Here is a 26,621-nt window from a genome sequence, read left to right on the forward strand (position 1 = left end):
GGAGCTGTGCGATGGTCACAATCCCATGCCGAAAGGTTTTGTCGGGCTGCCTGCGGGCAGGCGCTCCGACGTTGGTGCTCATCTCAGTGCTCGCAGCGTGCAGTCGGGATCTGGCGGTGCCAGCGGATCCAGGGCCGACGATCGCGGCTTCGCCGAGCACTCCGGCTGCCGACGCGCCGGATCCGGCGCTGTTCGAACTGCCGCTCACCGAAGCCCGCACGATTGTCGCTGGCAGCGGCGAGTTCCCGACGTCGCGGTTGCGCGAGCTGCCGTTGGAGCTGCCGTTGGAAATGCAGATCGGCGGCGGACGCATCTGGGTGCCGTGGCCGCCCTATCCCGATTCGGATGTGGACGACACGGTGGCAGTGGTCGGATCGCAGTCGGCGTTGCTCACCGACATGGACGCGGGCTTCCGGCACGTCGTCTCACAGCGTTCACGTTGGGAGGCCATGCCGCCCTACGTACGGGCCGCGGAGGCTGCATTCGCTGGCGGCACGCGGGTTGCGCGAAGGCGTGCTGGAACCGAGACGGCCTGGGAGTTGGTCGTGGACCCCGCGGGACTCGAACACGAGACACGTCTGGTCGCAGATCGCAGATCCGCCTACGACCACGTGTCGCTGTGCCCCCCGCACCCGACTCCGCAGGCACTGGGCGTCGATGTCGGCGAAGCCGCAGCAGAGAGGGATCGGGCCAGCGCCGCTCTTGAGGCCTTCATCGCAGGCATGCGATCTCCCGGGCGCCGTCCGATGCACGCGTGGGGAACCACGGTCAACGACATCGCCAAGCTGTTGGTCTACAGCCCCGGAGAGCCGATGGAACTGGCGCTCGGTGGTCACAGCTTGACCGATCTCGGGTATGTCCCAGGCGACTGGTCAGCCGAGGCCAAGCAGTGGCTGACTCGCCGGGCCGCTCAGGGGGCGGTGACCGATTCCCTCGTCGGCCACGCGGTGGTCAGCACTGGCCCAGGCACTATCTGGGAGGCCTGCAGCGATCTGGCCTCGGTCACGCCGGGCGTCTACACCGAGTCCCATCGCACCCGGCAGCTGGAGTCGCTGTGGGCCCGCGGCCTGCGCTTGGCGTTCACCACGCCACCAGTCGAGCGGGCGTGGGTTGCAGATCTGTCGGCGGCCGGTCATGCGCTCGCCGTCGTCTGCCATGCACCGGGGCAGTCGTTCCTGGTTGATGCATCAACGGGGGAGCGGCTCGACGCCGGAACCGAACATTGGGCACAGGTGGAAGCCATGTGGCTCACCTGGTCCCGTCACAGCTACCGCGTCCTGCGCAACGCGTTGTTCGATGGACCCTGCGACAGCGAGACCTTTGAGCAGGCCGTGCAGTGGCTGGCCGAGGCCCAACAAGCGCATGCGGCGACGATCGACTGGGCCGAGCCCGGGGCCTGGGGTTCGGGGGTTCGCAACCAGTGGATCGCTGTCCGCGAGTGGGTCAACGTGCCCCAGCAGGAGGCGTGGCGGGCGCATCGCCATGACGGCTGGCACCTGGAGTACTGGTGCGACACGGGCATCCCCGTCGGGGTGCTGGTCGAAGGCGAGCTGCATCGGCCCGAATTGGAGGACCGCTGCACGCCCAGGCAATGGGAGGCACTGCGGGAGGTCGCAACGAACGCTCCTGCCGTGACGTCCGAGCTGTCCTCCACGACGTGGAATTCCGGCACCATCTGGCACGAGCGCATGTACCTGTCTCCGTTCAAGTCGCTCACCGAGATCCTCGGCTGCCCGCCAGACGACGCGGTGATTGCCGAGGCGCTGGAACGACCGCCTGAACGCCGGGTCAAGAAGCCGTGGCCGCCGGGCTCGCTGCCGCTTTCCGATGCTGAGCACGCCTACCCGCGACCGATGCCGCCATGCCCGCAAGCCGGCTGGCCGCCGCAGACCGACCTGTACTGGTGGCCGCTGACACCGAGCCTCCTGGAGTTGGCGCAGTGACGGCGGTCGAGGATCGTGCATCCGGCCGCTCCCTCTCTCCCTCAGATGCTCGGTTGGGGATCGGGCGGGCTGCATGGCGGGCGCTTGGGGTGATTGCCACAGCGCTCGTGGCTGTTGTCGCAGTGGCGGCAGGTTTCGGCAGTGCTGCGGGAGCACGGTCGTCGGCTGCGCCGGTCTTGAGCTGTCCTGGCTCCATGGTGCTCGACAGCAGCAGCGGGCAATGCCGTACGCCCCACACCGAGACAGTGCTCCGCCCGTCGAGCTGCCCGTCGGGTTGGACCCGTGTCGCCGGGCAATTCGGCGGCCACGAGTGCCAGCGACGGGTGTCGCGACAGGTGGATACCGGCCGGACCCGGCAGGTCTACAGCCACACCACCTACGAGGATGTCTGGATCCCGACCGGTACAGAGCGAGTGCAGTCAGGCACGAATCGCATCTGGGTGCCTCCAAGAACTGTCCTTGAGCCGCTCGTGCCGCCCGTCCGAGTGCAGGTCGGAACCCGCATCGAGTCGAAGGTTGTGACTCGCCCAGGTCCCGATGTGCTCTACGAGGTCAGCTATGAGGTGGAAGTCGAGACCAAGCGCGTGGTGCAGCGATGCTCGTTCGACCCACTGGCGGGTCAGCAGTGCTGGAACGAAACGATCACCGAGACGCACACCGAGACACGCACACGTCTCGAGTGCTGCATTCCAGGTCCGCCGATCACAGAGACCGTGACAACCGAGGTTCCTGTGTACGAACTTCTGACGACGCACTCGGTGACCATTCCCGGCTATTGGCGTGAAGAGCCGATCCATAGCGAGGTGGAGACCGGCTACTGGGACCGCGTGCCGACGATCCACTACACGACCGAGCCCATCTACGAGACCGTGGCCGAATGGCAAACCAGGTCCGTCACCTTGGGTCGGTGTGCCGCAGGATGGCAGAACGCCGGGAGCCAGTGTCGACGAACGAGGCTCGGAAATCCGTCAGCACCGCCGCAACAGAGCTGCCCGTCTGGGACAGTGCCGCGCTACTCGGACGCCGTGGGCGGAATGGGCCTCAGCGTGCTGTCGTGCCAGTCGCCGAGTCCAGGTTCAGATGTGGACACTGGCACCGACCAGGATGCCGGCGGAGGGTCTTCGGTGACTCCGGACGGCACCGCCCGGCCCCTGCATCACCTTGCCGGTGAGAATGACGAGCGACTCGCAGAACTCGGGATACATCGCTGCTCGGACGGCTTGCTGTCCTACGTTTCGTGCGACGAGCTTCCAGGACGCGTGTGGGACTCCGATTCCGACGCATGCGATGGCATCGACGGGACGGTGTATCGACCGGATCACGGCGGCAGCTGCGTCACCGAAAGCGACCTGCTCGACAAGTGCGTCTCGCCGGGCGACTGCGAACAGACCACCATCCGCACCTATTGCCCAGCGATCGGTGAGCTCTCCCATACGCAGATCCAAGAGCACGTTCACGCCGATCGCGGTCCCGAGACGTACCGGGTGTGCGTGTTCGACTGCTCAGACTTCGCTGCGCTGCCCTCCTATGTGCGGAGCCGCATCAGCGGTTCGTTCGATTACGGCTGCCTTCCGTCGGACGATGGGAACGATGAGGACGACGGCGACGACGGCGACGACAGCGATGGCGACGACAGCGACGGCGACGACAGCGACGAAGAGGACGATGACAGCGACGATGACGAGGATGGCGAGGACGGCGAGGATGGCGAGGACGGCGAGGATGGCGAGGACGGCGAGGATGGCGAGGACGGCGATGGCGAGGACGGCGATGGCGAGGACGGCGATGGCGAGGACGGCGATGGCGAGGACGGCGAGGACGGCGAGGACGGCGGTGGCGACGACAGCGACGAAGAGGACGATGACGGGCCCGGCAACAATCGGCCGGTAGTCGCTCCCCACGATCCCGGGCGTCCTGACGGCCCCGGCTCCGGTCCAATCGCCCGCCCAGAGAACAAACCGGGACCGGGCGGATCAACTGAGCCAGAAAACGACGAATGCCCCGCATTGCCGACTCCGGCGATCGCAGCAACGGCCGTCGACGAGCTGGCGTGGGCGTCTCATGTACGTGCGGCCTCTGGGGGCTCGAGTCCCCAGCAGCACATGCCCGGTGGGGGAGAGTTCCTGCTGGTGGCGCCGGGCCGCGGCTGGATGCAGGCGCTCGGTTCGCTGGATGTCGTCGACGGAGTCTGCGGCTGGGTCGCAACCTGGTTGCGCTCGAACTGGCACGAGATGAGGCCGTGGATCGCCGCCGAGCGCCGGCTCATGGAGGGCAATGCCGGCGCTCGTCATCTCGTTGACCGCTGGGATGCACTCGGCGAGGACCAGCAATTGTTGCTGCGCCAGTGGCACCAGCAGGGGGCGGATCCGGCCGAGCTTGCATGCCCGGCCGCAGACGCCGCCGGCCCGGGAGCCGCGGCGGCCTGCGGATGGCTCTTCCGTCACCCAGGGGTATATGCCTGGGATGTCCAAGCGTGCTTCGAGCCCCAACAGGCGGCGGAGTGGGCGGGCACGGGAAGCGCTCAACCGCCCGCCGACGATGCGTGCTGGGTCACGCTCGCCTCGGGTGTGGATTGGATTAGGTCGCTGAGCGATTACGCAGACGGCCGAGTGACGGTCACCGCAAGCGGAGCAGGGCTGTGACCTTGTCGTCGCCCGCCGGTTACCTCGGCGACGAGCAGCAGGCAGCGGTGGCTGGCTTGCCTCAGCGAGGTCCGGAACCTTGGCGGCTCGGCGCTGCTCTGGCGATCGTCGCCATCGTGGTCTTGGCGATCTGGCTCTGGGGCCGCCCGCACACTGCGCCACCTCAAGCACTCGTAGCAGTGACCTTCGAGGCATGGATGGCAGGTCAGTCTCCCGGAGCGTTCGAAGTCGTGGGAGTACCGGAGGCGCTTGCAACCCGGTTCGCCGATCCCGACGCGATTGTTGGACGAGCAGTAGCGCACGACGTGCCTGCGGGCACCTTCGTCACACCTGCGCTGCTGAAGGCGCCTCAAGATGTCGCGGGCGCTGTCACGTTGATCCAGTTCGCGGCCGAAACGGGAGCATGGCCTGCACCTGGGCCTGGCGCCGGAAGCCGGGCCGTGTTGTCGACGGTGCTCGGCGGATGCGCGATCGATGTGACGACGCTCGCCGACGGTGATGACGGTCGCATTGTCGTTCGAGTGGACGCGCCCTTTGCCGCCCGTCTTGCGGCAGCCGCGGAGCTGGGTGGCTTGGTGGTCTGGCCGGCGCCGCCTGATGGCTGGCCGCTGTGCCCTTCGGGCCGTTCGACGCGCCTGGCGCCGTCGACACCTGGCGCGGACGCCCCCGCACCGCTGCCGAGCTTCAATCCGGCAGGGAGTTGAGCGGTGCTCCTCGTGCTCTGCGATGACGCCCTCGTGCCGCAGGTACGCGAGTGGTGCCGAGACGCTCTGCGAACGGGATTGACGTCGGTCGCCGGTCAGGTCGCTCTGGTTGGCGATGTTGCCGCTGTTCCCGAGCCGGGCGCTGCAAACGATCCGTGTGTGGTCTGGTTGGGCAGCAGCGCGGAACGCGACGTCATTGAGACTGCAGCCGCTGCATCGAGCCAGATTGTGCTGTTGCTCGGAGCAATTGCCGGCCGCCATGCCCGCAGCACAGGCGGCGCAGAACACCAAGCAGACGTGTGGCACGCCGTGGCGACGGTGACAGCGCCGCGAATAGCGGTCTGGCTCCCTGCAGCGAATGGTGCCCGGTCGGACCCGACTGGCGAGCTCTCGGCGGCACTGGGTGTTCAGCGGGTAGTTCGCATCAGCCGCGTCGGCAGTCGACGCGCGCACCGGCAGTTGCACCGGCTCGGCCGCATGCTGGTCACCTCGGCATGCGCGCCTCAACGGCTCGACCGGTCCGACGGTGCAGTTCGACGCCGAAACGCAGCACGTGCAGCCACTGACGCACTCAGTGATCTGCTGGCCGAGCCTGACGTCGAGGAATTCCAGATACGCGGCGGGGAATCGATGCTCGTTCAGTACGCAGGCGGACGTGTCGAGCGCCGACCCTCGCCGTTCGCTGCCGATGGAGACCTCATCGAGGCCGTGCGTTTTCTGGCGAGCTATTCCGGCGATCGGCCGCAGCGCTTCGACGAGCTGGATCCGCGTCTCGACGTGCGTGTCGGAGATCGCTGGCGACTTCACGCCGAGGCGTTCGTGACCAGCCCGCCGAACGTCGTATTGCGCTCGAACATGGCGGGCCGGATGCGACTTGACGAACTCGGCATCGTGTCCCAGGCACTCGGCAGCGTGCTCATCGAAGCCATTGCCGGGCGGGTCCGAGCCAATGTGGTGGTGGCGGCGGCGATGGGCGGCGGCAAGACCACGCTGTGCCAGGCATTGCTCGCGGCAGTCCCCGACCACGAGCGCATCGACACGATCGAGGACACGCCCGAACTGCGGCTCGGCGAGTACGGCATTCACCCCAACACCTTCGAGCGCCTGACACGTGACCCGAACCAGGACGGCCATGGCCGGCATTCGATGGCTGACCACATCCGCGATGCCAAGCGCGCAAATGCCAGCAAGCTCGTGGTGGGCGAGATCCGCGGTGACGGCTGCGAGGCGTTGCTCGACGCGATGTCGTCGGGCCTCGATGGGTGTCTCGTAACGCTGCACTCTCAGCCCGGCAGGGGTGTGCTCGAGAAGCTCGTGGCCTACGCCTGTTCAGAGGGCGCGGAACCCGACTACGCCCGTCGGCAGATAGCCGCAGCCGTGGATCTGTGCGTCTGGATGGGCCGCAACGATGCGGGCGAGCGTGTCGTCGCCGACGTAACCCAGTTGACCGGCATCGGCGAGCTGACAGGGGTCATCTCCACGACGTGCCTGTGGGCGCTGCTACCGGGTGACCGTTGGGCGACGCCAGTGGGCCGCCCGACCGGACGCGTCGCGCAGGTCTATGCATCTGCCGGCCTCTCGGAGTCGAGCGGTGATGACGAACTGCCTGAGGCGTTCACGCAGATCGTCGACATGCCTGTTTCATCGACTTCCGGAGTGCTTGCTGCTGCATCCGATTCTCCGGCGCCGATCGGTGAGGATTGCGACAACGAGGCTGTCTCCGAGGCCATGCCCGCCGATGACGGCGCCTCGGTGCAGCCAGATGACGGCCGAGCGATAGCACCGGCGGAACCCCCATCCCGCATCCCGTCGCAATGCAACGAGCCACAGCACGGCGAGCTGTTGTTTGGGACGCCGCTGCACGATGGTGCCAAGCCACGCGAGGTCCTGTGGGATCCCGGGCCGCTCGTTCCCATCGACGAGGCACCGCCGTACGAGCCTTTGGTCGATGAGTCGTGGACGTGCCGCGCAGCAGTTCCCAATCTCGGCCAATGCACGGCCGCTGGACGTCGCCCGTCCACCCGTGAAGGTCCGAGTGCTGGCGAGGAATCCGACGCGGAGGGCATCAAGTGCTGAGGGTTGCGGCACTCGGTCTGGCTGGCTCAGGAGCCGCGCTGTGGACGCTGCTCGGCACGGCACCCCGCACCGATCGCACGGTTGATGGCTCGATTCGGTGGCCGTGGCTGGCGACAGGCGTCGCTGCATTCGTCTCAGGCCTGGCGCTCGGGCCGACAGCCGCTGGGTTGTCAGGCGCAATTGTCGGCATCTGTTCGTGGTGCGCCGCCAACGTCGTGCGCAGCCGGCGGCGTGTCGTGGCTGCCGAGTCGGTCGCGCAGTTCGCATCGGTTCTGGCCAACCAGGCGCAGGTCTCACGCACGGTGGTTGACGCGCTCGAGACCTCCGCACCCCTGGCGACAGGACCTATCGCGCAGACAGCGTCTCGCCTCGTTTCCGAGTGCCGCAACGTGGGTGTCGAGGCGGCTGCACAGCATTTTGCGGCGGGCGCCGAGGGCACGATCGCGGCCTGGCTGGCCGATGTGGTGGCGGTCGCTGCATCCAGCGGCGGCCAGTGGGTGCCCATCTTGGGCGTTCTGGAAGCCGAGGCAGCCGAAGTCGCCGCGACCGCTCGTCACTTCCACCGTCATGTCGCGGCGAATCTGCCGCAGGTCGGACTCGCCGCGACACTTGGTGCTGCCGTTGCCGTGGGCAGCGCGCTCGTGAGTCCTGATGGTTGGGCATGGATGACCGGACCGGAGGGCCAGCGTGTTGGCCTTGCAGCGGTCGCCGCTGCAGTGGCGATCGCTGCCCGCCCCATCACGTCGGCGTGGGAGATGCTGCGATGAGCGTTCCGTTGCCGCCCGCGAGTTCGCTTGCCCTATGGGCGATGGCGGGGACAGGAGCGTTCGCCGCCGTCCGTTTGCTCGCGGCGAGCGAGCGCCGCCGCCGGGGCCGCCGAGTGCTGGCAGCGCTGGGCTGGAGCCCGGCGCGACTCGCCACGCTCACGATCGTGGTAGCGGCATGCATGATCGGCGTCGGTTTCGTCGTCGGGCTCCGGCTGCCCAGCGGGGGAGCGGCGTCGCCACGGCTCGTTCTGGCATGGTCGCTATTCGTAGCAGTTGCGGCCGCGTGGGTAGTGCCGGCCCTGATGGCAAGCGCAATGCTGTCAGGACATCATCGCCGCTTGGACGGAGCGGTGCTGTCATGGCTGCGACGCATCCGCCTGTTCGTCGCAGCTGGACGGCCGATCAGCGTGGCGGTGCTCGACGCTGCCGAGCGCGTGGCCGATCCTGCATTCGCGCCCGCGGCTGGCGCGGTCAACGCGGCGGTGATCAGCGGGCGCGACCCGCTCGCCGCAGTTGCGGCGCTGCTGTCCGACTCGCCGACTGCGTCACTGCTGCGCACGGTGGATGTCGCCGAACGATCGGGCGCCGCAGCCTCTCAGCTGCTCGACCGGGTGTTGGACCGCGTCGTGCGGGCCATCGACGATCGACGCCGCGAGTCGATCGACCGCCTCGGGCGCAGCGTCGGCGCTTCCGCCTCGATGCTCGCCGTGGTGGCCTCCGGTGTGGTCATGGTGACCATCGTCATGACACTGCCGTCGAACTGAGTGCGCCAGCGCCATTGCAGGACTCACGACCCCAACCGCCCGCCAGTAAGGGCAAGGAGCACAAAGATGGATTCACCGGTCACCAAACTCATGTTCATCGCCGCCGCAGTGGCGGCCGCCGCCTTGGTCGTCGCCGTGATGTGGACGACGCTGAGCAGCAACGCTCCGCAGACGGACGACAGCATCAAGTACGACAAGATCGAGTCAAAGAACCTGTGCGATGCGGTGGGCGGCACATGGGGCGGTACTCCCGCTGCATGTACGGGCTAATGGCTCTGCCAATCAACATCACTCTCTGACGGCCTATCTACCTCGACGGCGATGGACAGCTCACTCTCGATCCTGCGTCTGTTCAGTGTGCTGACGGTGTTCCTGGCGCTGGTGATCTCGCTGTTTGCCCGACAGGTGGGAGCGGCCGCGGCGCAAGGAGCGGCTGATGCCGCCGCTGTCGCGGTCACTGATCTGGTGCCGGCTGATTGGGACTGCACAGACGCAGGTCTGCCGCCTCATGCGACAGCCACAGCGGCGCAAGCGGCCGTCGATCGCACAGCGCAGCTCGCGGCCGTCCAACCCACGGCGGTCGAGGTGCACGCCGACGGCACATGCTCGGTCATCGTTTCGGTGCGGGTGGAGTCCCATGGCTGGCTTGGGGCCGGCGCGGCGCTGGCCGTCGCCTGCCGCCGCCCGGCTTCCAGCGTGGGGGCTGTGCTCGCAGCACCCGTGGCACCGCCGTGCTGAACAAGTCCGTAGCACCGCCGTGCTGAGCGCACCAGGGAGGCCCACTGATGGATGAGACAGTCGGGATGCTGGGCGTGGCGGCGGTGCTGGTCATGGGCATCTGGCTTGTCGACTACTCGGGCGACGCCACTCGCGCCGCAACCGGTATGCACACAGCCAGCATCGAAGCCGCCCACTACGTCGCCTCTGCCGTTGCATCGCCGCCAGCGGACATCGCCGATGCCAAGCTCGACGCGCACGCCGCCGAGATCGCCGAACGGGTGGTGGGCGGGGCCGCCGTCGGCACGTGCGATACCGAAGATCAGCGTTTCGAGGTATCCGCGGGAATCCACCGGTTGACTCCAGCAACCGGACCTGCAGCCGTCACCGTCGACGTGACCTGCCCGCTCGCTGTCTCACCGCTGTTCCGTGACACGGTCAGCGCACGCGTCGCCATCCCGGTACCGCCCGCGCCGCGGCTTCGGCCATGAGTGCACCACTGCTGGCGTTGGCGCTTGCAGCGATGTGCGCCCTGTTCAGCGCAGCCGCCGCCGACACAGCGCACGTCATGGGCCTGAGAAACCAGGCCGCGGATGAAGCCCGCCGGATCGCCGTGAGCACACTCGACACCTGCGCGATCGGCGATGGCGAGCGCCGACGATGCGTACCGCCGCAGAGCTGCACCGAGCCGCACTGCGCCGTGTGCTGGAGAGGCGGTGCCATCCGGGCTGACGTGTCGCTGGACTGGTCGCCGGTGCTGTTGCGCGGCCTCGCCCCGGCGCGCGGTCTCCACGCCCTCAGCCTCGACGCACTCGACGTGGATGACCTGGCCGGTACCACGCTGCCCTCCTGCATCTAGCCACGTTGCCCTACTGCATCCAGCAGCGCGCTCACGGCGCCGCCACCCTGACGCGCCGCGTGCACAGGCACGTTCGGGACAATAAATGCGCGCTGTTTCGCGACATGCCCGCGCTAGGGTGCGGATCTGACCGTGAAGCGGGTCCTGTGAGGCCCGTACGGACAGGAAGGACTTGCGCGTGGCAGACCGCGAGCGACGTATGACGCCCCCCTATGGGGGCGTTTTTGTTGCCCGGACCACCGTTCTCGATTCCAGCGGGGTCCATCGGGCGCTCACCCGGGTCAGCCACGAGATCCTCGAGCGCAACCAGGGCCTCGACAACGTCGTGGTGGTGGGCCTCCAGACCGGCGGCGTGCAGATTGCGCTGCGCATCGTGCGCCTGCTGTTCGAGATCGACGGCACCGACGTGCCCTTCGGAACGCTCGACGTCGTCTTGCATCGCGACGACATCGGCCTGCGTCCCGTCATGGCTGAAGCCGTCACCGACATCCCCTTCGACCTGGACGGCATGACTGTCGTGCTGGTCGACGACGTGCTGTTCACCGGCCGCACCATCCGGGCCGCGCTCGACGCCGTAAACGACTTCGGACGGCCCCGCGCCGTGCAATTGGCCGTGGTCATCGACCGCGGCCACCGCGAGCTGCCGATCCGCCCCGACTTCGTCGGCAAGAACCTGCCCACCAGCCGCGAGGAAATGGTGGACGTGTCGCTCGAGGGCGTCTTATTGGGGGAGATGCGCAAGTGAACGGGCACCTGCTGACGCTGGGCGAGCTCGGCACCGAAGGCATCTCCGAACTGCTGGCGCTCACCGACCGCTTCGTGGAGGTCGGCCGCCGGCCCATCCCCAGGGTGCCCGCCCTGCGCGGCCGCACCGTGGCCACGCTGTTCTTCGAGGAATCCACCCGCACCCGTCTCGCGTTCGAAACCGCTGCCAAGCGCCTGTCGGCGGACGTGATGACGTTCTCGGCGGCCTCGTCGTCGCTGTCCAAGGGCGAGTCGATTCGCGACACCTTCGAGACCATCCAGGCCATGGGCATCGACGCTGCCGTGGTGCGACATCGCAGCGCCGGAGTGCCCGCCCAGATCGCGCGCTGGGCTGACGAAGGCGTCTCCATCCTCAACGGCGGCGACGGCTGGCATGCCCACCCCACCCAGGGTCTGCAGGACGCTTACACCTTGTGGCGGCACTTCAGCCCCGCCTCTGACAGCCCGCCAGGAACCGAGGCGGCTGAACAGCCCACGCTGGCAGGGCGACGCATCGGCATCGTCGGCGACATCGTCCACAGTCGAGTCGCCCGCAGCGACATCGAGGCCTATGCCGCGCTCGGCGCCAGCATCGTGCTGGTCGCACCGCCGACGCTGCTCCCAGCACAGCCCCGCGACTGGATCGACTGCTGGCTGCCGCCTGATGCCGCACAGCGTGTCGAGATCACCCACAGCCTCGACGACGTGCTCGGCGGGCTCGACGTGGTGGGGCTGCTGCGCTGCCAGCGCGAGCGCATGGCCGACGGGCTGATCGGCTCGGTCACCGAGTACGTGGCCCACTACGGCCTCACCGCCGAACGAGCCAAGCGTCTGCGCCCCGATGCCGTCATCACCCACCCGGGTCCGATGAACCGTGGCATCGAGATAGCGGGCGCCGTGTTCGAAGACTTGGCTGCCAGCCGGTTGCTGGTCTCCCAGCAGGTGTCCCACGGCGTGGCGGCCCGCATGGCGGTGCTGTTCCGTCTCATCGGATCGGGCACTGCGCTGCCAGGAGCCGAATCGGCAGGGACCGACACCTCGGGAGCGAGCGATGCCTGAGACCCAGACGCTCCCGATGCCGGCTGCCGAAGCGGCCCTGGTCATCACGGGCGGTGAGATCGTCGAGCGTGCCGGGCGGCGCCGTGCCGACATCACCGTGGTTGACGGCCAGATAGCGGCAGTGAATCCGCCGGGCGTGACCGTCGATGGCGAGGCACGCCTGATCGACGCCTCAGGCTGCGTGGTCGTCTCGGGTTTCGTGGACCTGTTCGCACGCCTGGGCGAGCCGGGCAACGAGGAAGCCGAGACCGTCGCCACAGCCAGCGCGGCGGCCGTGCGGGGCGGCTTCACCGCCGTGATGGCCCAGCCCGACACCGAACCCCCGCTCGACCGTCTGGGACAGCTAGCCGAGCTCCGCCGCAATGCGGCGCACGCCCGCGGCCACATCATTCCCGCCGCCACGATCACGGCCGAGCGGGCCGGGTGCCGCCTCTCGCCGATGGCCGAGCTGGCTGACGCCGGTGTTCGATGGTTCACCGACGTCGGGCCCCCCGATGACGTCGGCCTCCTGCGACGCGCCCTGCAGTACGCAGGACCCCTCGACGCTGTCGTGTCCGTGCGCCCTGCCACCGCTCACCTCGCCGGCGCTGCCGCCATGGCTGAAGGCGCAGTTTCGGCGCGGATGGGGCTGGCGGGCGAGCCCGCTGCCTCCGAGGAGTTGGCAGCTGCCGTCGTCATCGGCGTTGCACGGCTCACCGGCGGCCGCCTGCACCTCGACCGCATCAGCGCCGCCCGTACCGTCGAGCTGGTGCGCGCCGCCAAGGCCGAAGGGCTCGACGTCTCGGTCTCGGTTGCGGCGGAGCACCTGCTGTTCATTGATGCCCACGCCGACGGCTACGACACCCTGATGCGCGCCGAGCCGCCGTACCGCACTGCGGCCGACCGGGACGCGCTGATCGCCGGCGTCAACGACCGCACCATCGACGCCATCGTCAGCGGCCATTCGCCAGTGCCGCCCCAAGCCAAGGATCTGCCCTTCGATGAAGCGCCGCCTGGCATTGCCTCGCTCGAAACCTGCGCCGCACTCACTCTCGGTCATCCCGAGATCGGTCTTGAGGCAGCGCTGGACGCGCTGTCGTGGCGACCGGCTGAGCTGGCCGGCGCCGCACACCTCGGCGGTGGGCTCATCGAGCCGGGCCAACCGGCAAACCTCGTGGTGCTTGATCTCGACCGGACCTGGACGCTGGCTGAGCGAGGCTCAGTGTCGATGGCGCGAAATACCCCGCACCGAGGCCGGTCGATGAGCGCCATGGTGACCGCGACGGTCGTCGCCGGACACCTCGTCGTGGCCAATGGACAGCCGTGCGAGCCCGCCGTGATGTTCGCGGCCCGAAGCGCGGGGGCAGGACTATGAACCAGCCAAGCGCTCCCGCACGTAGCGCCCTCGTGCTTACCGACGGCACCGTCTTCGAGGGCGAGATGATCGGCGCGCCCCCAACAGCATCTGGTGGGGTGGCCTCCGGTGAGGTCGTATTCAACACGGTGATGACCGGCTACCAGGAGGTCATCACCGATCCCTCCTATGCGGGCCAGATCATCGCCTTCACCTACCCCCACATCGGCAACTACGGCATCACCGCCGCCGATGCCGAGTCGAGCCGGCCCTTCTGCCGTGGCGTCATCATCCGCGACCTGGCCAGGCGTCGATCGAATTGGCGCTCCGAGGGAGACCTCAACTCGTACCTCGTCCGCCACGGTGTCGCCGGCATCGCCGGCGTGGACACGCGCCGGCTGACTCGCCACGTCCGGGACTACGGCGCCATGGGTGGCGCGTTCGGCCCTGCCCCCAACGACGACGCGCTGGAACGTCTCGCAGCCGCCGCCCGCGCCGAGCCCGGCACTGCAGGCGTCGACCTCGTCAGCGAGGTCACCACCGCCGAGCCGTACACCGCGGGCGACGGGCCGTGGCGGGTCGTCGCCTACGACTTGGGCATCAAGCGCGCCATCGCCACGAAGCTGGGCCGCATCGCCACCGTCGACATCGTGCCGGCGGGGACCACCGCGGCCGAGGTGCTCGCCCGAGAACCCGATGGGATCTTCCTCTCCAACGGTCCCGGCGACCCCCAGATGGCCGGCGGCGTCACCACGGCGCTGCGTGACCTGCTGGGAGAGGTTCCGATCTTCGGCATCTGCCTGGGCCAGCAGGTGCTCGGCCTTGCCCTCGGCGGCCGCTCCTACAAGCTTCCCTTCGGCCACCACGGCGGCAACGTGCCCGTGCGCGACGAGGCCACCGGCCGCATCGAGATCACCAGCCAGAACCACAACTTCGCCATCGAATCGGGCTCCGTGCCGGGAGTCGACGAGACGCACGTCTGCCTGAACGACGGAGCGCTCGAGGGTTTCGCCTGCCGCGACCTGCCCGCGTTCTGCGTCCAGTACCACCCCGAAGCCAGCCCCGGACCGCACGACTCGCACTACCTCTTCGATCGCTTCGCGGACCTCATGTCAACGTTCTGGGTCGGCACGCGCAACGGCTCCGGCAGCTCCCTGCGGGGGAGCAGCTGATGGGCCGCCGTGATGACATCTCCTCGATCCTGATCATCGGCTCGGGACCCATCGTCATTGGCCAAGCCTGCGAGTTCGACTACTCGGGCACCCAGGCCTGCCGGGTGCTGCGCGAGGAGGGCTACCGGGTGATCCTGGCGAACTCGAATCCCGCCACGATCATGACCGACCCGGAATTCGCCGACGCCACCTACGTCGAACCGCTCGACGCCGCCGTGCTCGAAGCGATCATCGCCCGTGAACGCCCCGACGCGCTGCTGCCCACGCTCGGCGGCCAGACGGCGTTGAACCTGGCCACCGAGCTGAGCCACAGCGGCGTGCTGGATCGCTACGGCGTCGAGATGATCGGAGCCTCCGAGCAGGCCATCGCCACTGCCGAGGACCGCGACCGTTTCCGTCAGGCCATGACCGAGATCGGACTGAAATGCGCTCGCTCGGCCATCGCGCACTCCATGGACGATGCCCGCCAAGCGATCGACGAGATCGGCCTGCCGGTCATCATCCGGCCTGCCTACATCCTGGGAGGCGCGGGGACGGGCTTCGCCACCACGCCCGACGAGTTCGAGGCTGCCGCAGCGGCAGGCCTCGATGCCAGCCCGATCAGCGAGATCCTCATTGAGCAGTCGGTGCGGGGCTGGAAGGAATTCGAGCTCGAGGTGATGCGCGACCGCGCCGACAACTGCGTGGTGATCTGCTCCATCGAGAACTTCGACGCGATGGGCGTGCACACCGGCGACTCCATCACGGTCGCTCCCACACAGACCCTCTCCGATGTCGAGTACCAGGAAATGCGCGACGCAGCGTTCGCCTGCATCCGCCGCATCGGCGTCGAGACCGGCGGCTCGAACGTGCAGTTCGCGGTGAATCCCGCCAACGGCGAGCGAATCATCATCGAGATGAACCCGCGGGTCAGCCGCAGCTCGGCGCTGGCTTCGAAGGCCACCGGCTTCCCGATCGCCAAGATCGCAGCCCGCCTCGCCGTCGGCTACACGCTCGACGAGATCCGCAACGACATCACCGGTGAGACCCCCGCCAGCTTCGAGCCCACCATCGACTACGTGGTGACCAAGATCCCCCGCTGGGCGTTCGAGAAGCTGCCCGGCGCGGCACCCGTGCTCGGCCCGCAGATGCAGTCCGTGGGCGAGGTGATGGCCATCGGCCGCACCTTCCCCGAAAGCCTGCAGAAGGCGCTGCGCAGCCTCGAGCAGGGCCGGTTCGGTCTGAACGCCGACGCGGGCGAGACGCAGTACGCCGAACGCTCCACCGCTGAGCTGCTCGAGGCCATCGAGACGCCCACGCCCGAACGCATCTTCGAGATGGGCGAGTTGCTGCGACGAGGCACCGACCCCGATGCCATCAGCGCCAACACTGGCGTGGACCCCTGGTTCGTGGACCAGATGCTCGCCATCATCGATGAGCGCGAGGTACTGGAGGCCGTCGGGGGAATGGCCTCGATGGACCGTCGCGCTTGGCGGCGCGCCAAGCAGTTCGGCTTCGCCGATGCGCAACTGGCGTGGTTGTGGGGGGTGAGCGAAGCCGAGGTTCGGGCCGCGCGCCTCGAAGCGGGCGTGCGCGCCACGTTCAAGACGGTGGATACCTGCGCGGCCGAGTTCGACGCTCGCACGCCGTACCACTACTCCACCTACGAAGACGAGGACGAGATCCGACCCGGCACCCGCCCCCGGATGATCATCTTGGGCTCGGGACCCAACCGCATCGGCCAGGGCATCGAGTTCGACTACTGCTGCGTGCATGCCAGCTTCGCCTTGCGCGAGGCCGGCTACGAGACCGTGATGGTGAACTGCAACCCCGAGACGGTCTCCACCGACTACGACACCTCCGACCGGCTCTACTTCGAACCGCTGACCGTCGAGGACGTCTACAACATCATCGAAGCCGAGGAGCCGGTCGGCGTCATCGTGAGCCTGGGCGGGCAGACGCCGCTCAAGCTGGCCTCCGAGTTGCCGGCTGAGCTTGTGTGCGGCACTCCCGCAGACTCCATCGACCTCGCCGAGGACCGAGAGCGCTGGAACGCGCTGTGCACAGAGCTCGCCATCCCCCAGCCGCCCGGCGGCACTGCGGCCGGACCGGCCGAGGCGGCCGCAATCTGCGAGCAGATCGGCTTTCCAGCGTTGGTGCGCCCCAGCTACGTGCTGGGTGGCCGAGCCATGACGGTCGTATATGACCACTCTGAGCTGGCCGCCACCATGGCCGAGCTCGCCCTGTTCTCCTCGTTGGGACGCGAAGGCGGGCTGTCGGCCGAGCGGCCCGTGCTCGTGGACCAGTTCCTCGAAGACGCCATCGAGGTCGACGTGGACTCGCTGCGCGACCGCACCGGGGCGTGGATGCTCGGCGGCATCATGGAGCACGTCGAGCAGGCCGGGGTGCACTCGGGCGACAGCGCCTGCGCAATACCGCCGCCGAGCCTCAGCGGCGAGGTCCAGCAGGTCATCGTGTCGCACACGCAGCGGTTGGCCGAAGCGCTGGGAGTGGTCGGGCTGCTGAACGTGCAGTTCGCCGTGAAAGCCGGCGAGGTGTTCGTGATCGAGGCCAACCCACGGGCGTCTCGCACGGTTCCGTTCGTAGCGAAGGCCACCGGGGTGTCGCTGGCGAAGGCGGCGGCCCGGGTGATGGCGGGAGAAACACTCGACGAGCTCGTGGCCGCCGGGATGCTGCCTGACTGGGCTCGCGACGGGCAGCTGCACCGTGGGGTGTCATTGGCCGGTGAGGCCGACGCTGACGCAGCGCCGCGCCACGTGGCCGTGAAGGAAGCAGTGCTGCCGTTCGGACGGTTCCCCTCGGTGGACACCGTGCTGGGTCCCGAAATGCGCTCCACCGGCGAGGTCATGGGCATCGACGCCACATTCGGGCTGGCGTTCGCGAAGAGCCAGATTGCCGCAGGCGACGTGCTGCCCTCCGAAGGCACGGTGCTGCTGACCTTGGCGGACCGAGACAAACCCGAGGGGCTGGAAGCGGCTCGGGTGCTCGCTGAGATCGGCTTCGACATAGCGGCCACCGCCGGCACGGCAAGCTTCTTGCGGAGCCACGGCGTGCCCGTTGATGTCGAGGTGGCGAAGCTGTCGGCCGACGGCGAGGAGACCTCGCCCGGCGAGGACGCTGTGCAGCTCATCGCAGCGGGCCGGGTGGACCTGGTCGTCAACACGCCGCGGGGCCGTGGCGCCCAACTCGACGGCCGCCACATTCGCGCGGCCGCCCGCTCCCATCACATTCCCTGCTTCACGACGGTCGCCGCCGCACGAGCCGTGGCGACGGGCATGCGGGAATGGCTCGCGAGCGACCTGCAAGTGCGACCGCTGCAGGAGTTCCACGCGAGCCTCGATGCGTCGATGCGACGCGAACATGCCTGAGGCCCCAATGAGTACTTCGGGCGACCCGCCAATCGATATGGCAGTACGGATCGGCAGCGTCGAGCTGCCCAATCCCGTGATGACCGCATCGGGAACCGCTGGCTACGGCACCGAACTCCGCGCGTACTTCGACCTTGCCGAACTGGGTGCTGTGGTGACCAAGTCGCTGTCGCCGTTCGCCTGGGCCGGGAATCCAGCGCCCCGGGTTGTGGGCACGCCCGCCGGGATGCTCAACGCGGTGGGTTTGCAGAACCCCGGCGCCGAGGCGTGGCTCGAGACTGAACTGCCGCGCCTTCGTCGAACCGGGGCTCGGGTGGTGGCCAGCATCTGGGGCCGCACGGTGGCTGACTATGAGGCAGCGGCTCGGACCCTGGCCGGTGCCGGCCTGACGGCACTGGAGGTGAACGTCAGCTGCCCGAACCTCGAGGGCCGGGGCCAGATGTTTGCGTGCGATCCGGCGGCAACTGCCGATGCCGTCAGCGCCGCGAGCGCTGCAGGTGTGCCGCTGTGGGCAAAGCTCACCCCCAACGTGACCGACTTGGTCGAGATCGCCGCCGCCGCGATGACCGCAGGAGCCGAAGCCCTCACGCTCATCAACACCGTCTTCGGAATGTCCATCGATCCCGTCACTGCGGTGCCCACGCTCGGCAACGTCGGCGGCGGGTTGTCGGGTCCGGCGATCCGGCCCGTGGCCGTCCGGGCCATCTTCGACGTACGAGCGGCGTTGGGCGAGGTGCCGATCGTGGGCGTCGGCGGTGTGGCGGCAGCCGAGCACGCTGTGGAGCTCCTGGCGGCCGGGGCCTGTGCGGTACAGGTCGGCACGGCATCGTTCTGGGATCCGCGAGCTCCGCGCAAGGTGGTGTCTGAGTTGCGCCGCTGGTGCAAGAAGCACGGCGTCTTCGCGGCCGCCGAATTGACTGGCCGGGCCCATCACCGCCGAACCGGGCCGCGCTCAGCTGGCGCAGGCAGACCCGAGAGCAGTTGAACACGATGACCACTTCCGGATCGGCCGCAACGCTCCGCAGCGGTGCAGCCCGAGACCGGCTGGCACTTGCACTGGACGTGCAGGATCGGGCAGCGGCGCTGGCGCTGGTGGAACGTTTCGCAGCCGACTTCGGCGTCATGAAGGTCGGCCTCGAGCTGTTTGTCGCAGAGGGTCCCTCGCTCGTGAGAGACATCGTGGCGACGGGCTGCCGGGTGTTCTTGGACCTCAAGCTGCACGACATCCCGAACACGGTGGAGCGGGCTGCACGGAGCGCCGGTGCGCTGGGTGTCTGGCTGCTCACCTTGCACACCCAGGGCGGGCCGGACGTGCTGGCCGCAGGAGCACGCGGGCTGGCTGAAGGCGCCGAGATGTCGAGCGGCTCATCGATGCCGAGCGTCGCACCTGTTGCACTCGGTGTCACTGTCCTCACTTCGGACGCCGAAGCCACGCCAGAGGTGCTGACGCAACTAGCTGCGCTGGCCCACGATTCCGGCTGTGGCGGCCTTGTCTGCGCCGCGTCAGATCTCCCGACGGTGTCGGCGGCGGCGCCTGGACTGCTCCGCGTCGTGCCCGGCATACGACCCACCGGCGTGTCGGCAGCCGATCAGCGCCGGGTTGCCACCCCGTCCGCAGCACTGGCTGCCGGTGCCGATCTGCTCGTCATCGGACGTGCGATAACCGCGGCACCCGATCCGCAGGCTGCGGCCGCGGCAATCGTTGCCGAGGTAGCTGCGGAGCTTGCCCGCGCTTGATCGGCAGCGCTCGCCAAGCCAGTGTCCCTAAGCCCTATGGGCGGCGTAGCTACACTGCACGACAATGAGTCCGCTGCCTGAACTCAGTGACGAGCAGCGTGCCGAGGCGCTGGCCAAGGCCAAGGAGGCCCGCGAGGTCCGCGCAATCGTCAAGCACCGGTTGAAGATGGGTTTGCTCACCTTCGATGAGTTGCTGGCCGAAGCCGACACTGTCGAGAACGTCGGCAAGCTCAAGGCACTTGCTGCCTTGGAGTCGATGCCGGGTCTCGGCAAGGTCAAGGCCCGTCGCCTGATGGCCGAGATAGGCATCGCCGACAATCGGCGACTGCGAGGTCTCGGCGGTACGCAGCGGCGCCGTTTGAGCGAGCACTTCGCACAGGATTCCGCCCCAGGCGCGTGAATACAGTCGCATGACCAACCCGGCGCCCAGTGGCGCTGCGAGCCCGACCGCGCCTTGGGGCGTGACGCTCTACGTGGCGTGCGGGCCGGGCGGGGCCGGCAAAGGCACGATCGTGGCTGAGCTGGTGGCGCGGGATCCGACCCTCCTGCTGAGCCGGTCCTGGACGACCCGTCCTCGCCGCGTCGGGGAGCCAGTCGAGGCGTACACCTTCGTGACGGCAACCGAGTTCGAGGCCCGGATCGCTTCGGGAGGATTCCTGGAATGGGCCGACTTCTTCGAGTATCGCTACGGCACCCCGATGCCGCCGCCCGACCTCGAAAGGGATCTCGTGCTGGAGATCGACGTGCAGGGCGCTGTCTCGGTGCGCAATCGTGATCCGTCTGCGCTGGTGATCATGGTGCTTCCGCCCAGCCGAGCCGAGCAGGAACGGCGCATGCGCCGGAGAGGGGATCCCGACGCCGAGGTAGCACGCCGGCTCGCCAAGGCCGACGAGGAGCTGCCCGTGGGCTACCGGATGGCCGACCTCATCGTGGTGAACCGGGACATCTCCAGCACCGTGGGCGAGATCGCCGCGTTCGTGGACCGCACACGCTCCCGCCGCCCGCCTGCTGCTCGAGCCTGAGCGGGCTCGTGCGAGGGCTCCATGCCTTGAACCACCACACGGCGCCTGCAGGCACCATGGCGCTGGGCTGGGTCCTCGGTAGCCTGCATTCTGCGATGACTGAGTCAACCGACACCATGATCACCCCGGGGCTCGAGGACCTGCTCTCCAAGGTCGACTCGAAGTTCACCCTCGTGAGCCTTGCGGCCATGCGGTCTCGGCAGATCAACTCGTACTACAACCAGCTCGACGGCGGCATCGGCTCGGTCGTGCCGCCGCAGGTGGCTTCGGTCGCTCGCAAGCCGCTGTCGATCGCGTTCGAGGAGATCGAGGCCGACAAGATCACCTTCGAGCGCTTCGATCCCGAAGAGCGGGCACGTCTGGAAGCCGAAGCGCTCGCTGCAGCCGAGGCTGATGCTGCCATGCTCGAGGTGGTTCCCGACCTCGAGGCCTAGCGCCACGGACCACAACCCAGCCCTGTCGAGATCTGACAGCGGGGCGTACCCTTGCGCGGCAGTGACGGACTCTGCCGATCGCCTCAATCCTGACTCTGCTCGGGCACAGTCGCCGTTCACCGGGCGCCGCGTGGTGCTCGGAGTCAGCGGCGGTATCGCCGCGTACAAGGCCGTGATCCTCTGCAGGCTCATGATGGACGCCGACGCTCACGTCATTCCGGTGATGACGGCCGCAGCGCAGCGATTCGTGGGCCGGGCCACGTTCGATGCGCTCGCCAGCGAGCGCGCTCGCACGTCGATCTTCGGTGAAGACGATCCGATCCCGCATACGACGCTGGGGCAGACAGCGGACGTCATCGTCGTGGCGCCCGCCACGGCGCGGGTCATCGGCAGCTACGCAGCGGGTATTTCCGACGGCCTGCTCACCGCCACGCTGCTCGCGACGCGTGCCCCCGTGGTCGTTTGCCCCGCCATGCACACCGAGATGTGGGAACACGACGCCGTGCAGCACAACCTCGACGTGCTCACCGGCCGGGGCGTGCACATTGTGGTGCCCGAATCGGGCCGGCTCGCCGGCGGGGATGTCGGCACAGGCCGCCTCGCCGAGCCGGCCACGATCTTCGACGCCGTTGGCGCAGTGCTTGCCGCACAACCGGACTCAGCCGAGGTGCGCCAGCCATCGGTGGCGCGCCGGGACTTCGCAGGCGTCAACGTGACGGTGACGGCAGGAGGCACCCGCGAACCTATCGATCCGGTTCGTTTCATCGGCAACCGTTCGTCAGGCAAGCAGGGCTACGCCATCGCCACCGCGGCGAGGGACCGGGGAGCCGACGTCACCTTGGTAACCAGTGCCGCGCTGCCCTCTCCTGAAGGCATCCGGGAGGTACGGGTCGAATCAGCAGCCGAGATGGAAGCTGCTGTGCGTGCACACGCTGACGCCGACGTCATCCTCATGGCGGCTGCAGTGGCCGACTTCCGGCCCGCAGAAGTCGCCCCTCAGAAGATCAAGAAGGGCGACGCACGCCACAGCGGTGCGCCGCCGGTGATCGCACTCGAGCACACCGCGGACATCCTCGCCGGGCTCGGGGCCAGCAAGCCCCCGGGCCAGGTACTCGTCGGTTTCGCCGCCGAGACGGCGGATGTGCTCGACAACGCAGCACAGAAGCTGGCGCGCAAGAACCTCGACGTGATGGTCGCGAACGACATCTCGGCCGCTGGCGCGGGCTTCGCACACGACACCAACATCGTGACCATCCTGCTGGCCGATGGCACCGTGCGACCGCTGCCTCTGTGCTCGAAGCGCGAGGTGGCCGACGCCGTGCTCGACGCTGTCGCCGAGCTTCGCCGCTGATCGTCTGCTGGGTTTCGGCTCAGGCCGTCTAGCCTTGCCGCGCTGCTGCAATCAGCAGCTGCGACGGGCCTACACGACCGACCAATCACGATCGAATCTGGAGCCACGGTGAGCCAGTGGACTTTCACCTCAGAATCGGTGACCGAGGGCCATCCCGACAAGATGGCCGATCAGATCTCGGACGCCATCCTGGACTCACTGATTGCCGAGGACCGGCACGCTCGGGTGGCCGTCGAGACGCTGGTCACGACCGGTCTGGTTGTGGTGGCAGGAGAGGTGTCCACTGAGGCGTACATCGACATCCCGCGGGTGGTGCGAGACACCATCATCGGTATCGGCTACGACCACGGTGAGCTTGGTTTCGACGGCAACACCTGCGGCGTCATGATCGCCCTTGACGAGCAGTCGAGCGAGATCACCGAGGGCGTCTTCGGAAGTACTGAAGCTGCCGCGACGTTGGACGTCATTCCTGAACAGGGGGCCGGTGACCAGGGGATGATGTTCGGCTACGCCTGCCGGGAAACCGAGGCGTTCATGCCGCTGCCGATCTATGTCGCTCACCGAATGGCCGAGCAGCTCACCGAAGCTCGCAGGTCGGGCCGCATCCCCTACCTGCGCCCTGACGGCAAGACGCAGGTGAGCTTCGAGTACCGCGATGGTGAGCCGATCGCGCTCCGCACTGTCGTCGTCTCCGCCCAGCACCGGGACGGGATCGAGATCGACGGGATGATGCGCCCGGACGTGCTCGAGCACGTCATCGGCCCCACGCTGCCGGCAGCGTTCGCCGACGACGATTTTGAGCTGCTGGTGAACCCTTCGGGCAGCTTCGTCAGCGGCGGACCGGTCGCCGATGCGGGCCTCACGGGACGCAAGATCATCGTCGACACTTATGGCGGCTACGCCCGCCACGGCGGGGGCGCATTCAGCGGCAAGGACCCCTCCAAGGTGGACCGTTCGGCGGCCTACGGCGCTCGCTGGGTCGCAAAGAACGTGGTCGCCGCCGGCGCAGCCGACCGGTGCGAGATCCAGGTGGCGTACGCCATCGGCCGGGCCGAGCCGGTGTCGTTGCTGGTGGAGACCTTCGGGACATCCCACGTCGACCCAGACGCCATCGCGTCGGCGGTGGCCGAAGTGTTCGACCTGCGTCCCGCTGCCCTGCTGACCGACCTCAATCTGCGCCAACCGATCTACAAGGCCACAGCCGCATACGGCCATTTCGGCCGGGAATCCGACGGCGTGTCGTTCCCCTGGGAGCGTCTCGACCGGGTCGACGAGTTGAAATCAGCGCTGGGTTTGTAGGCGGGCGGGCGCGACGGCGCCTTCGAGCAGGACAGGCAGATCCAGCCGGGTCTGCGGCACCGCGCAATCGGCGCTCGCTGTGCGGGCGGCGCGGGGCAGACTGCGACGATGCGCCAAGCGGTCCAAGTGCTGGTCGACGAGCCGGCCATCGACCGCGAGTTCACCTACCTGCTGCCGCCGGAGCTCGCCTCGGGTCGGGTGCCCGTCACCGTGGGCACCGTCGTAAGGGTGGTGCTCAACCGTCGCCGCCTGCGGGGCTGGGTGACCGGGCTCGAACCACCGGTGCCCAGCGGCCGGGAATTGGTGCCGATCAGCGGTGTCGTTGGAGTGGGGCCGCCGCCGCACATCGTCGAGCTGGCGAGTTGGGCCGCATGGCGCTGGGCGGGCACTCGGGCTCATTTCCTGCGCATCGCCAGTGCCGATCGGGTCGTAGCGGGCCTGCCGTCAGACGTCTCGGGGGGTCGCGAGGGCGCCCAGGCCCCTGTTTCGGCTGATGCCCCGGACTGGGTCGCAGCCGCATTCGCGTCCGGCCGGAAAGCGCCGGCCGTCGTGCGTCTGGGACCGTGCGCCGACGAATGGCCGCTGGTCGCGGCGGCAGTGCGGCGCGGTCCGTCGCTGGTGCTGGTGCCCACCGTGGCATGGGCGGCGCGATTGGCAGGGCGGCTGCGACAAGCCGGCGTCTCAACTGCGCTGGCTCCTCGTGACTGGGCAGGCGCGACCTCGGCGCAGGCGGTGGTGGGAACCCGGACTGCGGCTTGGGCGCCGTGCGGCCCCATGGACACCGTGATCGTGCTCGACGAGCACGACGGGGCCTACCAGTCCGAAGCCGCTCCCACTTGGAATGCCCGTGACATCGCCGTCGAGCGTGCCCGCCGAGACGGCGCTCAGTGCCTGCTCGTCGGACCGATGCCGTCACCAGACGCACTCGTGGGGGCCCGCCGACCCGGTACCACGGACGCCCCGGTGCTCATCACCGCACCACGACCGACCGAGCGCGGAGCCTGGCCCCGGGTGCAGATTGCCGACCGGCGACAGGACGACCCGACTGCAGGGGGGTGGTGCGGGGAGGCCCTGGCCGCGTTGCTGCGAACCGATAGCACCGTGGTCTGCGTGCTGAACCGCACGGGGCGGGCTCGCCTCGCTTACTGCGCATCGTGTGGCGAGTTGGCGTGTTCGGAGCAAACCGGGCGTGCACTGCGACTGGAAAAGGAGCAGTTTGTCGATCCCGGCAGCGGCGAGAAGCGCCCGGCGGTCTGCGAATCCTGCGGCGCCACCAGGTTCCGGCGCGCTCGCGTCGGCGTGAAGGGCGTTGCGGAGGAGATGGAACGTCTGGCTCGACGCCCCGTGATCCAGATCGTCGGCGAGAGCGCAGCAGCTACTGACGCAGCTCTCGGCTCGACTGCCGACTCAACCCACAGGCACCGGCGGGCGGCCTCGCCGCAGCTGGCCGATGGGCCAGCGCTCTACATCGGCACCGAAGCAGTGCTGCACCGGGTGCCATCAGCAGATGCAGTGGCCTTCCTGGACTTCGATCAGGAGCTGACAGCGCCTCGTTACCGGGCCGCCGAGGAGGCCTTCGCGCTGCTTGTACGCGCAGCGCGGCTGGTGGGACCGCGCACTGGTGGAGGCCGCATTGTGGTGCAGACCCGCCTGCCTGCCCATCCCGCCCTGTTGGCGGCTGTCGAGGCCGATCCGGGCGACTGGATCCGTGCCGAAATCGAGCGTCGATCCCAAATGCACCAGCCGCCGGCTGCCGCCTGGGCGCTGGTGTCGGGCGCAGCAGCCCGCACCTACATTGATCTCCTTTCAGCCGGCGATCGCGCCGGCGCACTCGACATCGCCGGGCCGGCCGAGGGCACCTGGCGGATTCGCAGCGACGACCGGGACGTATTGCTGCACGCGCTGGCAGCCGCCGAGCGGCCTTCAGGACGGCTGCGGGTCGCCGTCGACCCGCTGCGTGCCTGATTCAGCTCGCCGAACGCTCCGCCGGTCGGCGCGAGGGCGCGCCGGTAGCCTCCGAAAGCCATGGGAGGCACCTTCGAGATCCGGCTGATGGGCGATCCGGTGCTGCGTCAGCGGGCTGCCGAAATCACTGAGATCAACGGCCGCGTCGCGCGCATGGTCGACGACATGCTGCCTGTCATGTACGAGGCCGAGGGGATCGGTCTCGCCGCTCCCCAGGTGGGCATCCAACGCCGCCTGTTCGTGTTCGACCTCTACGAGGGCGACGGCCCCCAGACCCTCATCAATCCCGAAATCGTCGAGAGTGACGGCGAGTGGACCTATACCGAAGGATGCCTCTCCGTGCCGGGCCTGACCTTCGACGTCGTCCGCCCCAAAGAGGTGCATCTGGTCGGCCTCGATCTCGACGGCAACGAGGTCAGCATCGAAGCCGAGGACCTGCCGGCACGCCTGTTCCAGCACGAGCTTGACCACCTCGACGGCGTGCTGCTCATCGACCACCTCAACAAGGCGGAGCGCAAGGACGCCCTGCGAGAGTGGCGCTCCAAGCTGGCACAGCTGCAGTCGGGCGCCCCGGGCCCCGCTGCGAGCGGCCCTGTCCCTCTCGTCGGCCGCAACAGCGCGGCGGGCTGAGCGTTCGGGGGCTGCGTCGCGCCTTCTTTGTGCAG

At 68.4% G+C, this 26,621-nt stretch carries 24 protein-coding genes; all 24 read left to right on the forward strand.

Going from position 1 to position 26,621, the window contains the following annotated elements; translation table 11 throughout:
• Positions 1 to 11 precede the first annotated feature (11 nt).
• The 24 genes from ACPXYO_RS13090 to def all read left to right on the forward strand — a co-directional run bounded on the left by ACPXYO_RS13090 (position 12) and on the right by def (position 26,586).
• The gene (locus ACPXYO_RS13090; RefSeq protein WP_423921213.1) at positions 12 to 1,943 is read left to right on the forward strand and encodes a hypothetical protein; all 1,932 of its coding nucleotides are present in this window, start codon (positions 12 to 14) and stop codon (positions 1,941 to 1,943) included.
• The gene (locus tag ACPXYO_RS13095; protein WP_423921215.1) at positions 1,862 to 4,585 is read left to right on the forward strand and encodes a hypothetical protein; all 2,724 of its coding nucleotides are present in this window, start codon (positions 1,862 to 1,864) and stop codon (positions 4,583 to 4,585) included. The genes ACPXYO_RS13090 and ACPXYO_RS13095 overlap by 82 nt, the downstream gene beginning before the upstream one ends.
• Positions 4,582 to 5,289, forward strand: a complete 708-nt coding sequence (locus tag ACPXYO_RS13100; protein WP_423921218.1) for a hypothetical protein — start codon at positions 4,582 to 4,584, stop codon at positions 5,287 to 5,289. Before ACPXYO_RS13095 ends, ACPXYO_RS13100 begins: the two co-directional genes overlap by 4 nt.
• Positions 5,290 to 5,292: 3 nt before the next feature.
• On the forward strand, positions 5,293 to 7,365 hold the full coding sequence (locus ACPXYO_RS13105; protein WP_423921220.1) for an ATPase, T2SS/T4P/T4SS family: 2,073 nt from the start codon (positions 5,293 to 5,295) through the stop codon (positions 7,363 to 7,365).
• On the forward strand, positions 7,359 to 8,132 hold the full coding sequence (locus tag ACPXYO_RS13110; RefSeq protein ID WP_423921223.1) for a hypothetical protein: 774 nt from the start codon (positions 7,359 to 7,361) through the stop codon (positions 8,130 to 8,132). The genes ACPXYO_RS13105 and ACPXYO_RS13110 overlap by 7 nt, the downstream gene beginning before the upstream one ends.
• Positions 8,129 to 8,896, forward strand: a complete 768-nt coding sequence (locus tag ACPXYO_RS13115; RefSeq protein ID WP_423921226.1) for a type II secretion system F family protein — start codon at positions 8,129 to 8,131, stop codon at positions 8,894 to 8,896. The genes ACPXYO_RS13110 and ACPXYO_RS13115 overlap by 4 nt, the downstream gene beginning before the upstream one ends.
• A gap of 66 nt (positions 8,897 to 8,962) precedes the next feature.
• Positions 8,963 to 9,166 carry a hypothetical protein gene (locus tag ACPXYO_RS13120; protein WP_420626215.1) on the forward strand — a complete coding sequence of 68 codons (204 nt, stop codon included), beginning with the start codon at positions 8,963 to 8,965 and terminating at the stop codon, positions 9,164 to 9,166.
• Positions 9,167 to 9,217: 51 nt separating this feature from the next.
• Positions 9,218 to 9,634: a hypothetical protein gene (locus ACPXYO_RS13125; RefSeq protein WP_423921230.1), complete on the forward strand. Its 417-nt coding sequence runs from the start codon at positions 9,218 to 9,220 to the stop codon at positions 9,632 to 9,634.
• A 47-nt stretch (positions 9,635 to 9,681) separates the two neighbouring features.
• Positions 9,682 to 10,104 (forward strand): hypothetical protein, encoded by a 423-nt coding sequence (locus ACPXYO_RS13130; protein ID WP_423921232.1) that lies wholly within the window; start codon positions 9,682 to 9,684, stop codon positions 10,102 to 10,104.
• A complete protein-coding gene (locus tag ACPXYO_RS13135) occupies positions 10,101 to 10,472 on the forward strand; it encodes a hypothetical protein (RefSeq protein ID WP_423921235.1) in 372 nt (123 codons plus the stop codon). The genes ACPXYO_RS13130 and ACPXYO_RS13135 overlap by 4 nt, the downstream gene beginning before the upstream one ends.
• 199 nt (positions 10,473 to 10,671) lie before the next feature.
• Positions 10,672 to 11,217, forward strand: coding sequence for a bifunctional pyr operon transcriptional regulator/uracil phosphoribosyltransferase PyrR (pyrR, locus tag ACPXYO_RS13140; RefSeq protein ID WP_423923856.1), 546 nt, complete (start codon positions 10,672 to 10,674; stop codon positions 11,215 to 11,217).
• A complete protein-coding gene (locus tag ACPXYO_RS13145) occupies positions 11,214 to 12,275 on the forward strand; it encodes an aspartate carbamoyltransferase catalytic subunit (protein WP_423921237.1) in 1,062 nt (353 codons plus the stop codon). Before pyrR ends, ACPXYO_RS13145 begins: the two co-directional genes overlap by 4 nt.
• Complete coding sequence (locus ACPXYO_RS13150) at positions 12,268 to 13,629, forward strand: dihydroorotase (protein ID WP_423921240.1); 1,362 nt, start codon at positions 12,268 to 12,270, stop codon at positions 13,627 to 13,629. The genes ACPXYO_RS13145 and ACPXYO_RS13150 overlap by 8 nt, the downstream gene beginning before the upstream one ends.
• Positions 13,626 to 14,780, forward strand: a complete 1,155-nt coding sequence (gene carA / locus ACPXYO_RS13155) for a glutamine-hydrolyzing carbamoyl-phosphate synthase small subunit (protein WP_423921243.1) — start codon at positions 13,626 to 13,628, stop codon at positions 14,778 to 14,780. Before ACPXYO_RS13150 ends, carA begins: the two co-directional genes overlap by 4 nt.
• Positions 14,780 to 18,148: a carbamoyl-phosphate synthase large subunit gene (gene carB, locus ACPXYO_RS13160; RefSeq protein ID WP_423921246.1), complete on the forward strand. Its 3,369-nt coding sequence runs from the start codon at positions 14,780 to 14,782 to the stop codon at positions 18,146 to 18,148. Before carA ends, carB begins: the two co-directional genes overlap by 1 nt.
• A 7-nt stretch (positions 18,149 to 18,155) precedes the next feature.
• Positions 18,156 to 19,133 (forward strand): dihydroorotate dehydrogenase, encoded by a 978-nt coding sequence (locus ACPXYO_RS13165; RefSeq protein WP_423921249.1) that lies wholly within the window; start codon positions 18,156 to 18,158, stop codon positions 19,131 to 19,133.
• Positions 19,134 to 19,138: 5 nt separating this feature from the next.
• Positions 19,139 to 19,885, forward strand: coding sequence for an orotidine-5'-phosphate decarboxylase (gene pyrF, locus ACPXYO_RS13170; RefSeq protein WP_423921251.1), 747 nt, complete (start codon positions 19,139 to 19,141; stop codon positions 19,883 to 19,885).
• Between the two features lie 64 nt (positions 19,886 to 19,949).
• Entirely contained in the window at positions 19,950 to 20,285 is a 336-nt protein-coding gene (gene mihF / locus ACPXYO_RS13175) for an integration host factor, actinobacterial type (RefSeq protein WP_423921254.1), read from the forward strand.
• Between the two features lie 10 nt (positions 20,286 to 20,295).
• Positions 20,296 to 20,907: a guanylate kinase gene (locus tag ACPXYO_RS13180; RefSeq protein ID WP_423921256.1), complete on the forward strand. Its 612-nt coding sequence runs from the start codon at positions 20,296 to 20,298 to the stop codon at positions 20,905 to 20,907.
• 95 nt (positions 20,908 to 21,002) lie between these two features.
• Positions 21,003 to 21,341, forward strand: a complete 339-nt coding sequence (rpoZ, locus tag ACPXYO_RS13185; RefSeq protein ID WP_419553752.1) for a DNA-directed RNA polymerase subunit omega — start codon at positions 21,003 to 21,005, stop codon at positions 21,339 to 21,341.
• Positions 21,342 to 21,402: 61 nt separating this feature from the next.
• Positions 21,403 to 22,692: a bifunctional phosphopantothenoylcysteine decarboxylase/phosphopantothenate--cysteine ligase CoaBC gene (gene coaBC / locus ACPXYO_RS13190; protein WP_423921259.1), complete on the forward strand. Its 1,290-nt coding sequence runs from the start codon at positions 21,403 to 21,405 to the stop codon at positions 22,690 to 22,692.
• A gap of 108 nt (positions 22,693 to 22,800) precedes the next feature.
• A complete protein-coding gene (gene metK / locus ACPXYO_RS13195; protein WP_423921262.1) occupies positions 22,801 to 23,991 on the forward strand; it encodes a methionine adenosyltransferase in 1,191 nt (396 codons plus the stop codon).
• A gap of 108 nt (positions 23,992 to 24,099) precedes the next feature.
• The gene (locus ACPXYO_RS13200; RefSeq protein ID WP_423921265.1) at positions 24,100 to 25,956 is read left to right on the forward strand and encodes a hypothetical protein; all 1,857 of its coding nucleotides are present in this window, start codon (positions 24,100 to 24,102) and stop codon (positions 25,954 to 25,956) included.
• Between the two features lie 60 nt (positions 25,957 to 26,016).
• Positions 26,017 to 26,586 carry a peptide deformylase gene (gene def, locus ACPXYO_RS13205; protein WP_423921268.1) on the forward strand — a complete coding sequence of 190 codons (570 nt, stop codon included), beginning with the start codon at positions 26,017 to 26,019 and terminating at the stop codon, positions 26,584 to 26,586.
• Positions 26,587 to 26,621 lie beyond the last annotated feature (35 nt).

This window comes from Candidatus Poriferisodalis sp., assembly GCF_965237655.1.
Classification (GTDB): Bacteria; Actinomycetota; Acidimicrobiia; order Acidimicrobiales; family Poriferisodalaceae; genus Poriferisodalis.

What these genes read in the sequence shown, in the direction of transcription:
- ACPXYO_RS13150 (WP_423921240.1), top strand. Translation starts at nt 12,268, where the DNA reads ATGCCTGAGACCCAGACGCTCCCGATGCCGGCTGCCGAAGCGGCCCTG.
- ACPXYO_RS13165 (WP_423921249.1), top strand. Translation starts at nt 18,156, where the DNA reads ATGAGTACTTCGGGCGACCCGCCAATCGATATGGCAGTACGGATCGGC.
- ACPXYO_RS13180 (WP_423921256.1), top strand. Translation starts at nt 20,296, where the DNA reads ATGACCAACCCGGCGCCCAGTGGCGCTGCGAGCCCGACCGCGCCTTGG.
- ACPXYO_RS13095 (WP_423921215.1), top strand. Translation starts at nt 1,862, where the DNA reads ATGCCCGCAAGCCGGCTGGCCGCCGCAGACCGACCTGTACTGGTGGCC.
- rpoZ (WP_419553752.1), top strand. Translation starts at nt 21,003, where the DNA reads ATGACTGAGTCAACCGACACCATGATCACCCCGGGGCTCGAGGACCTG.
- ACPXYO_RS13135 (WP_423921235.1), top strand. Translation starts at nt 10,101, where the DNA reads ATGAGTGCACCACTGCTGGCGTTGGCGCTTGCAGCGATGTGCGCCCTG.
- ACPXYO_RS13120 (WP_420626215.1), top strand. Translation starts at nt 8,963, where the DNA reads ATGGATTCACCGGTCACCAAACTCATGTTCATCGCCGCCGCAGTGGCG.
- ACPXYO_RS13200 (WP_423921265.1), top strand. Translation starts at nt 24,100, where the DNA reads ATGCGCCAAGCGGTCCAAGTGCTGGTCGACGAGCCGGCCATCGACCGC.
- def (WP_423921268.1), top strand. Translation starts at nt 26,017, where the DNA reads ATGGGAGGCACCTTCGAGATCCGGCTGATGGGCGATCCGGTGCTGCGT.
- ACPXYO_RS13115 (WP_423921226.1), top strand. Translation starts at nt 8,129, where the DNA reads ATGAGCGTTCCGTTGCCGCCCGCGAGTTCGCTTGCCCTATGGGCGATG.
- carA (WP_423921243.1), top strand. Translation starts at nt 13,626, where the DNA reads ATGAACCAGCCAAGCGCTCCCGCACGTAGCGCCCTCGTGCTTACCGAC.
- pyrF (WP_423921251.1), top strand. Translation starts at nt 19,139, where the DNA reads ATGACCACTTCCGGATCGGCCGCAACGCTCCGCAGCGGTGCAGCCCGA.
- carB (WP_423921246.1), top strand. Translation starts at nt 14,780, where the DNA reads ATGGGCCGCCGTGATGACATCTCCTCGATCCTGATCATCGGCTCGGGA.
- ACPXYO_RS13125 (WP_423921230.1), top strand. Translation starts at nt 9,218, where the DNA reads ATGGACAGCTCACTCTCGATCCTGCGTCTGTTCAGTGTGCTGACGGTG.
- mihF (WP_423921254.1), top strand. Translation starts at nt 19,950, where the DNA reads ATGAGTCCGCTGCCTGAACTCAGTGACGAGCAGCGTGCCGAGGCGCTG.
- pyrR (WP_423923856.1), top strand. Translation starts at nt 10,672, where the DNA reads ATGACGCCCCCCTATGGGGGCGTTTTTGTTGCCCGGACCACCGTTCTC.
- ACPXYO_RS13090 (WP_423921213.1), top strand. Translation starts at nt 12, where the DNA reads ATGGTCACAATCCCATGCCGAAAGGTTTTGTCGGGCTGCCTGCGGGCA.
- ACPXYO_RS13130 (WP_423921232.1), top strand. Translation starts at nt 9,682, where the DNA reads ATGGATGAGACAGTCGGGATGCTGGGCGTGGCGGCGGTGCTGGTCATG.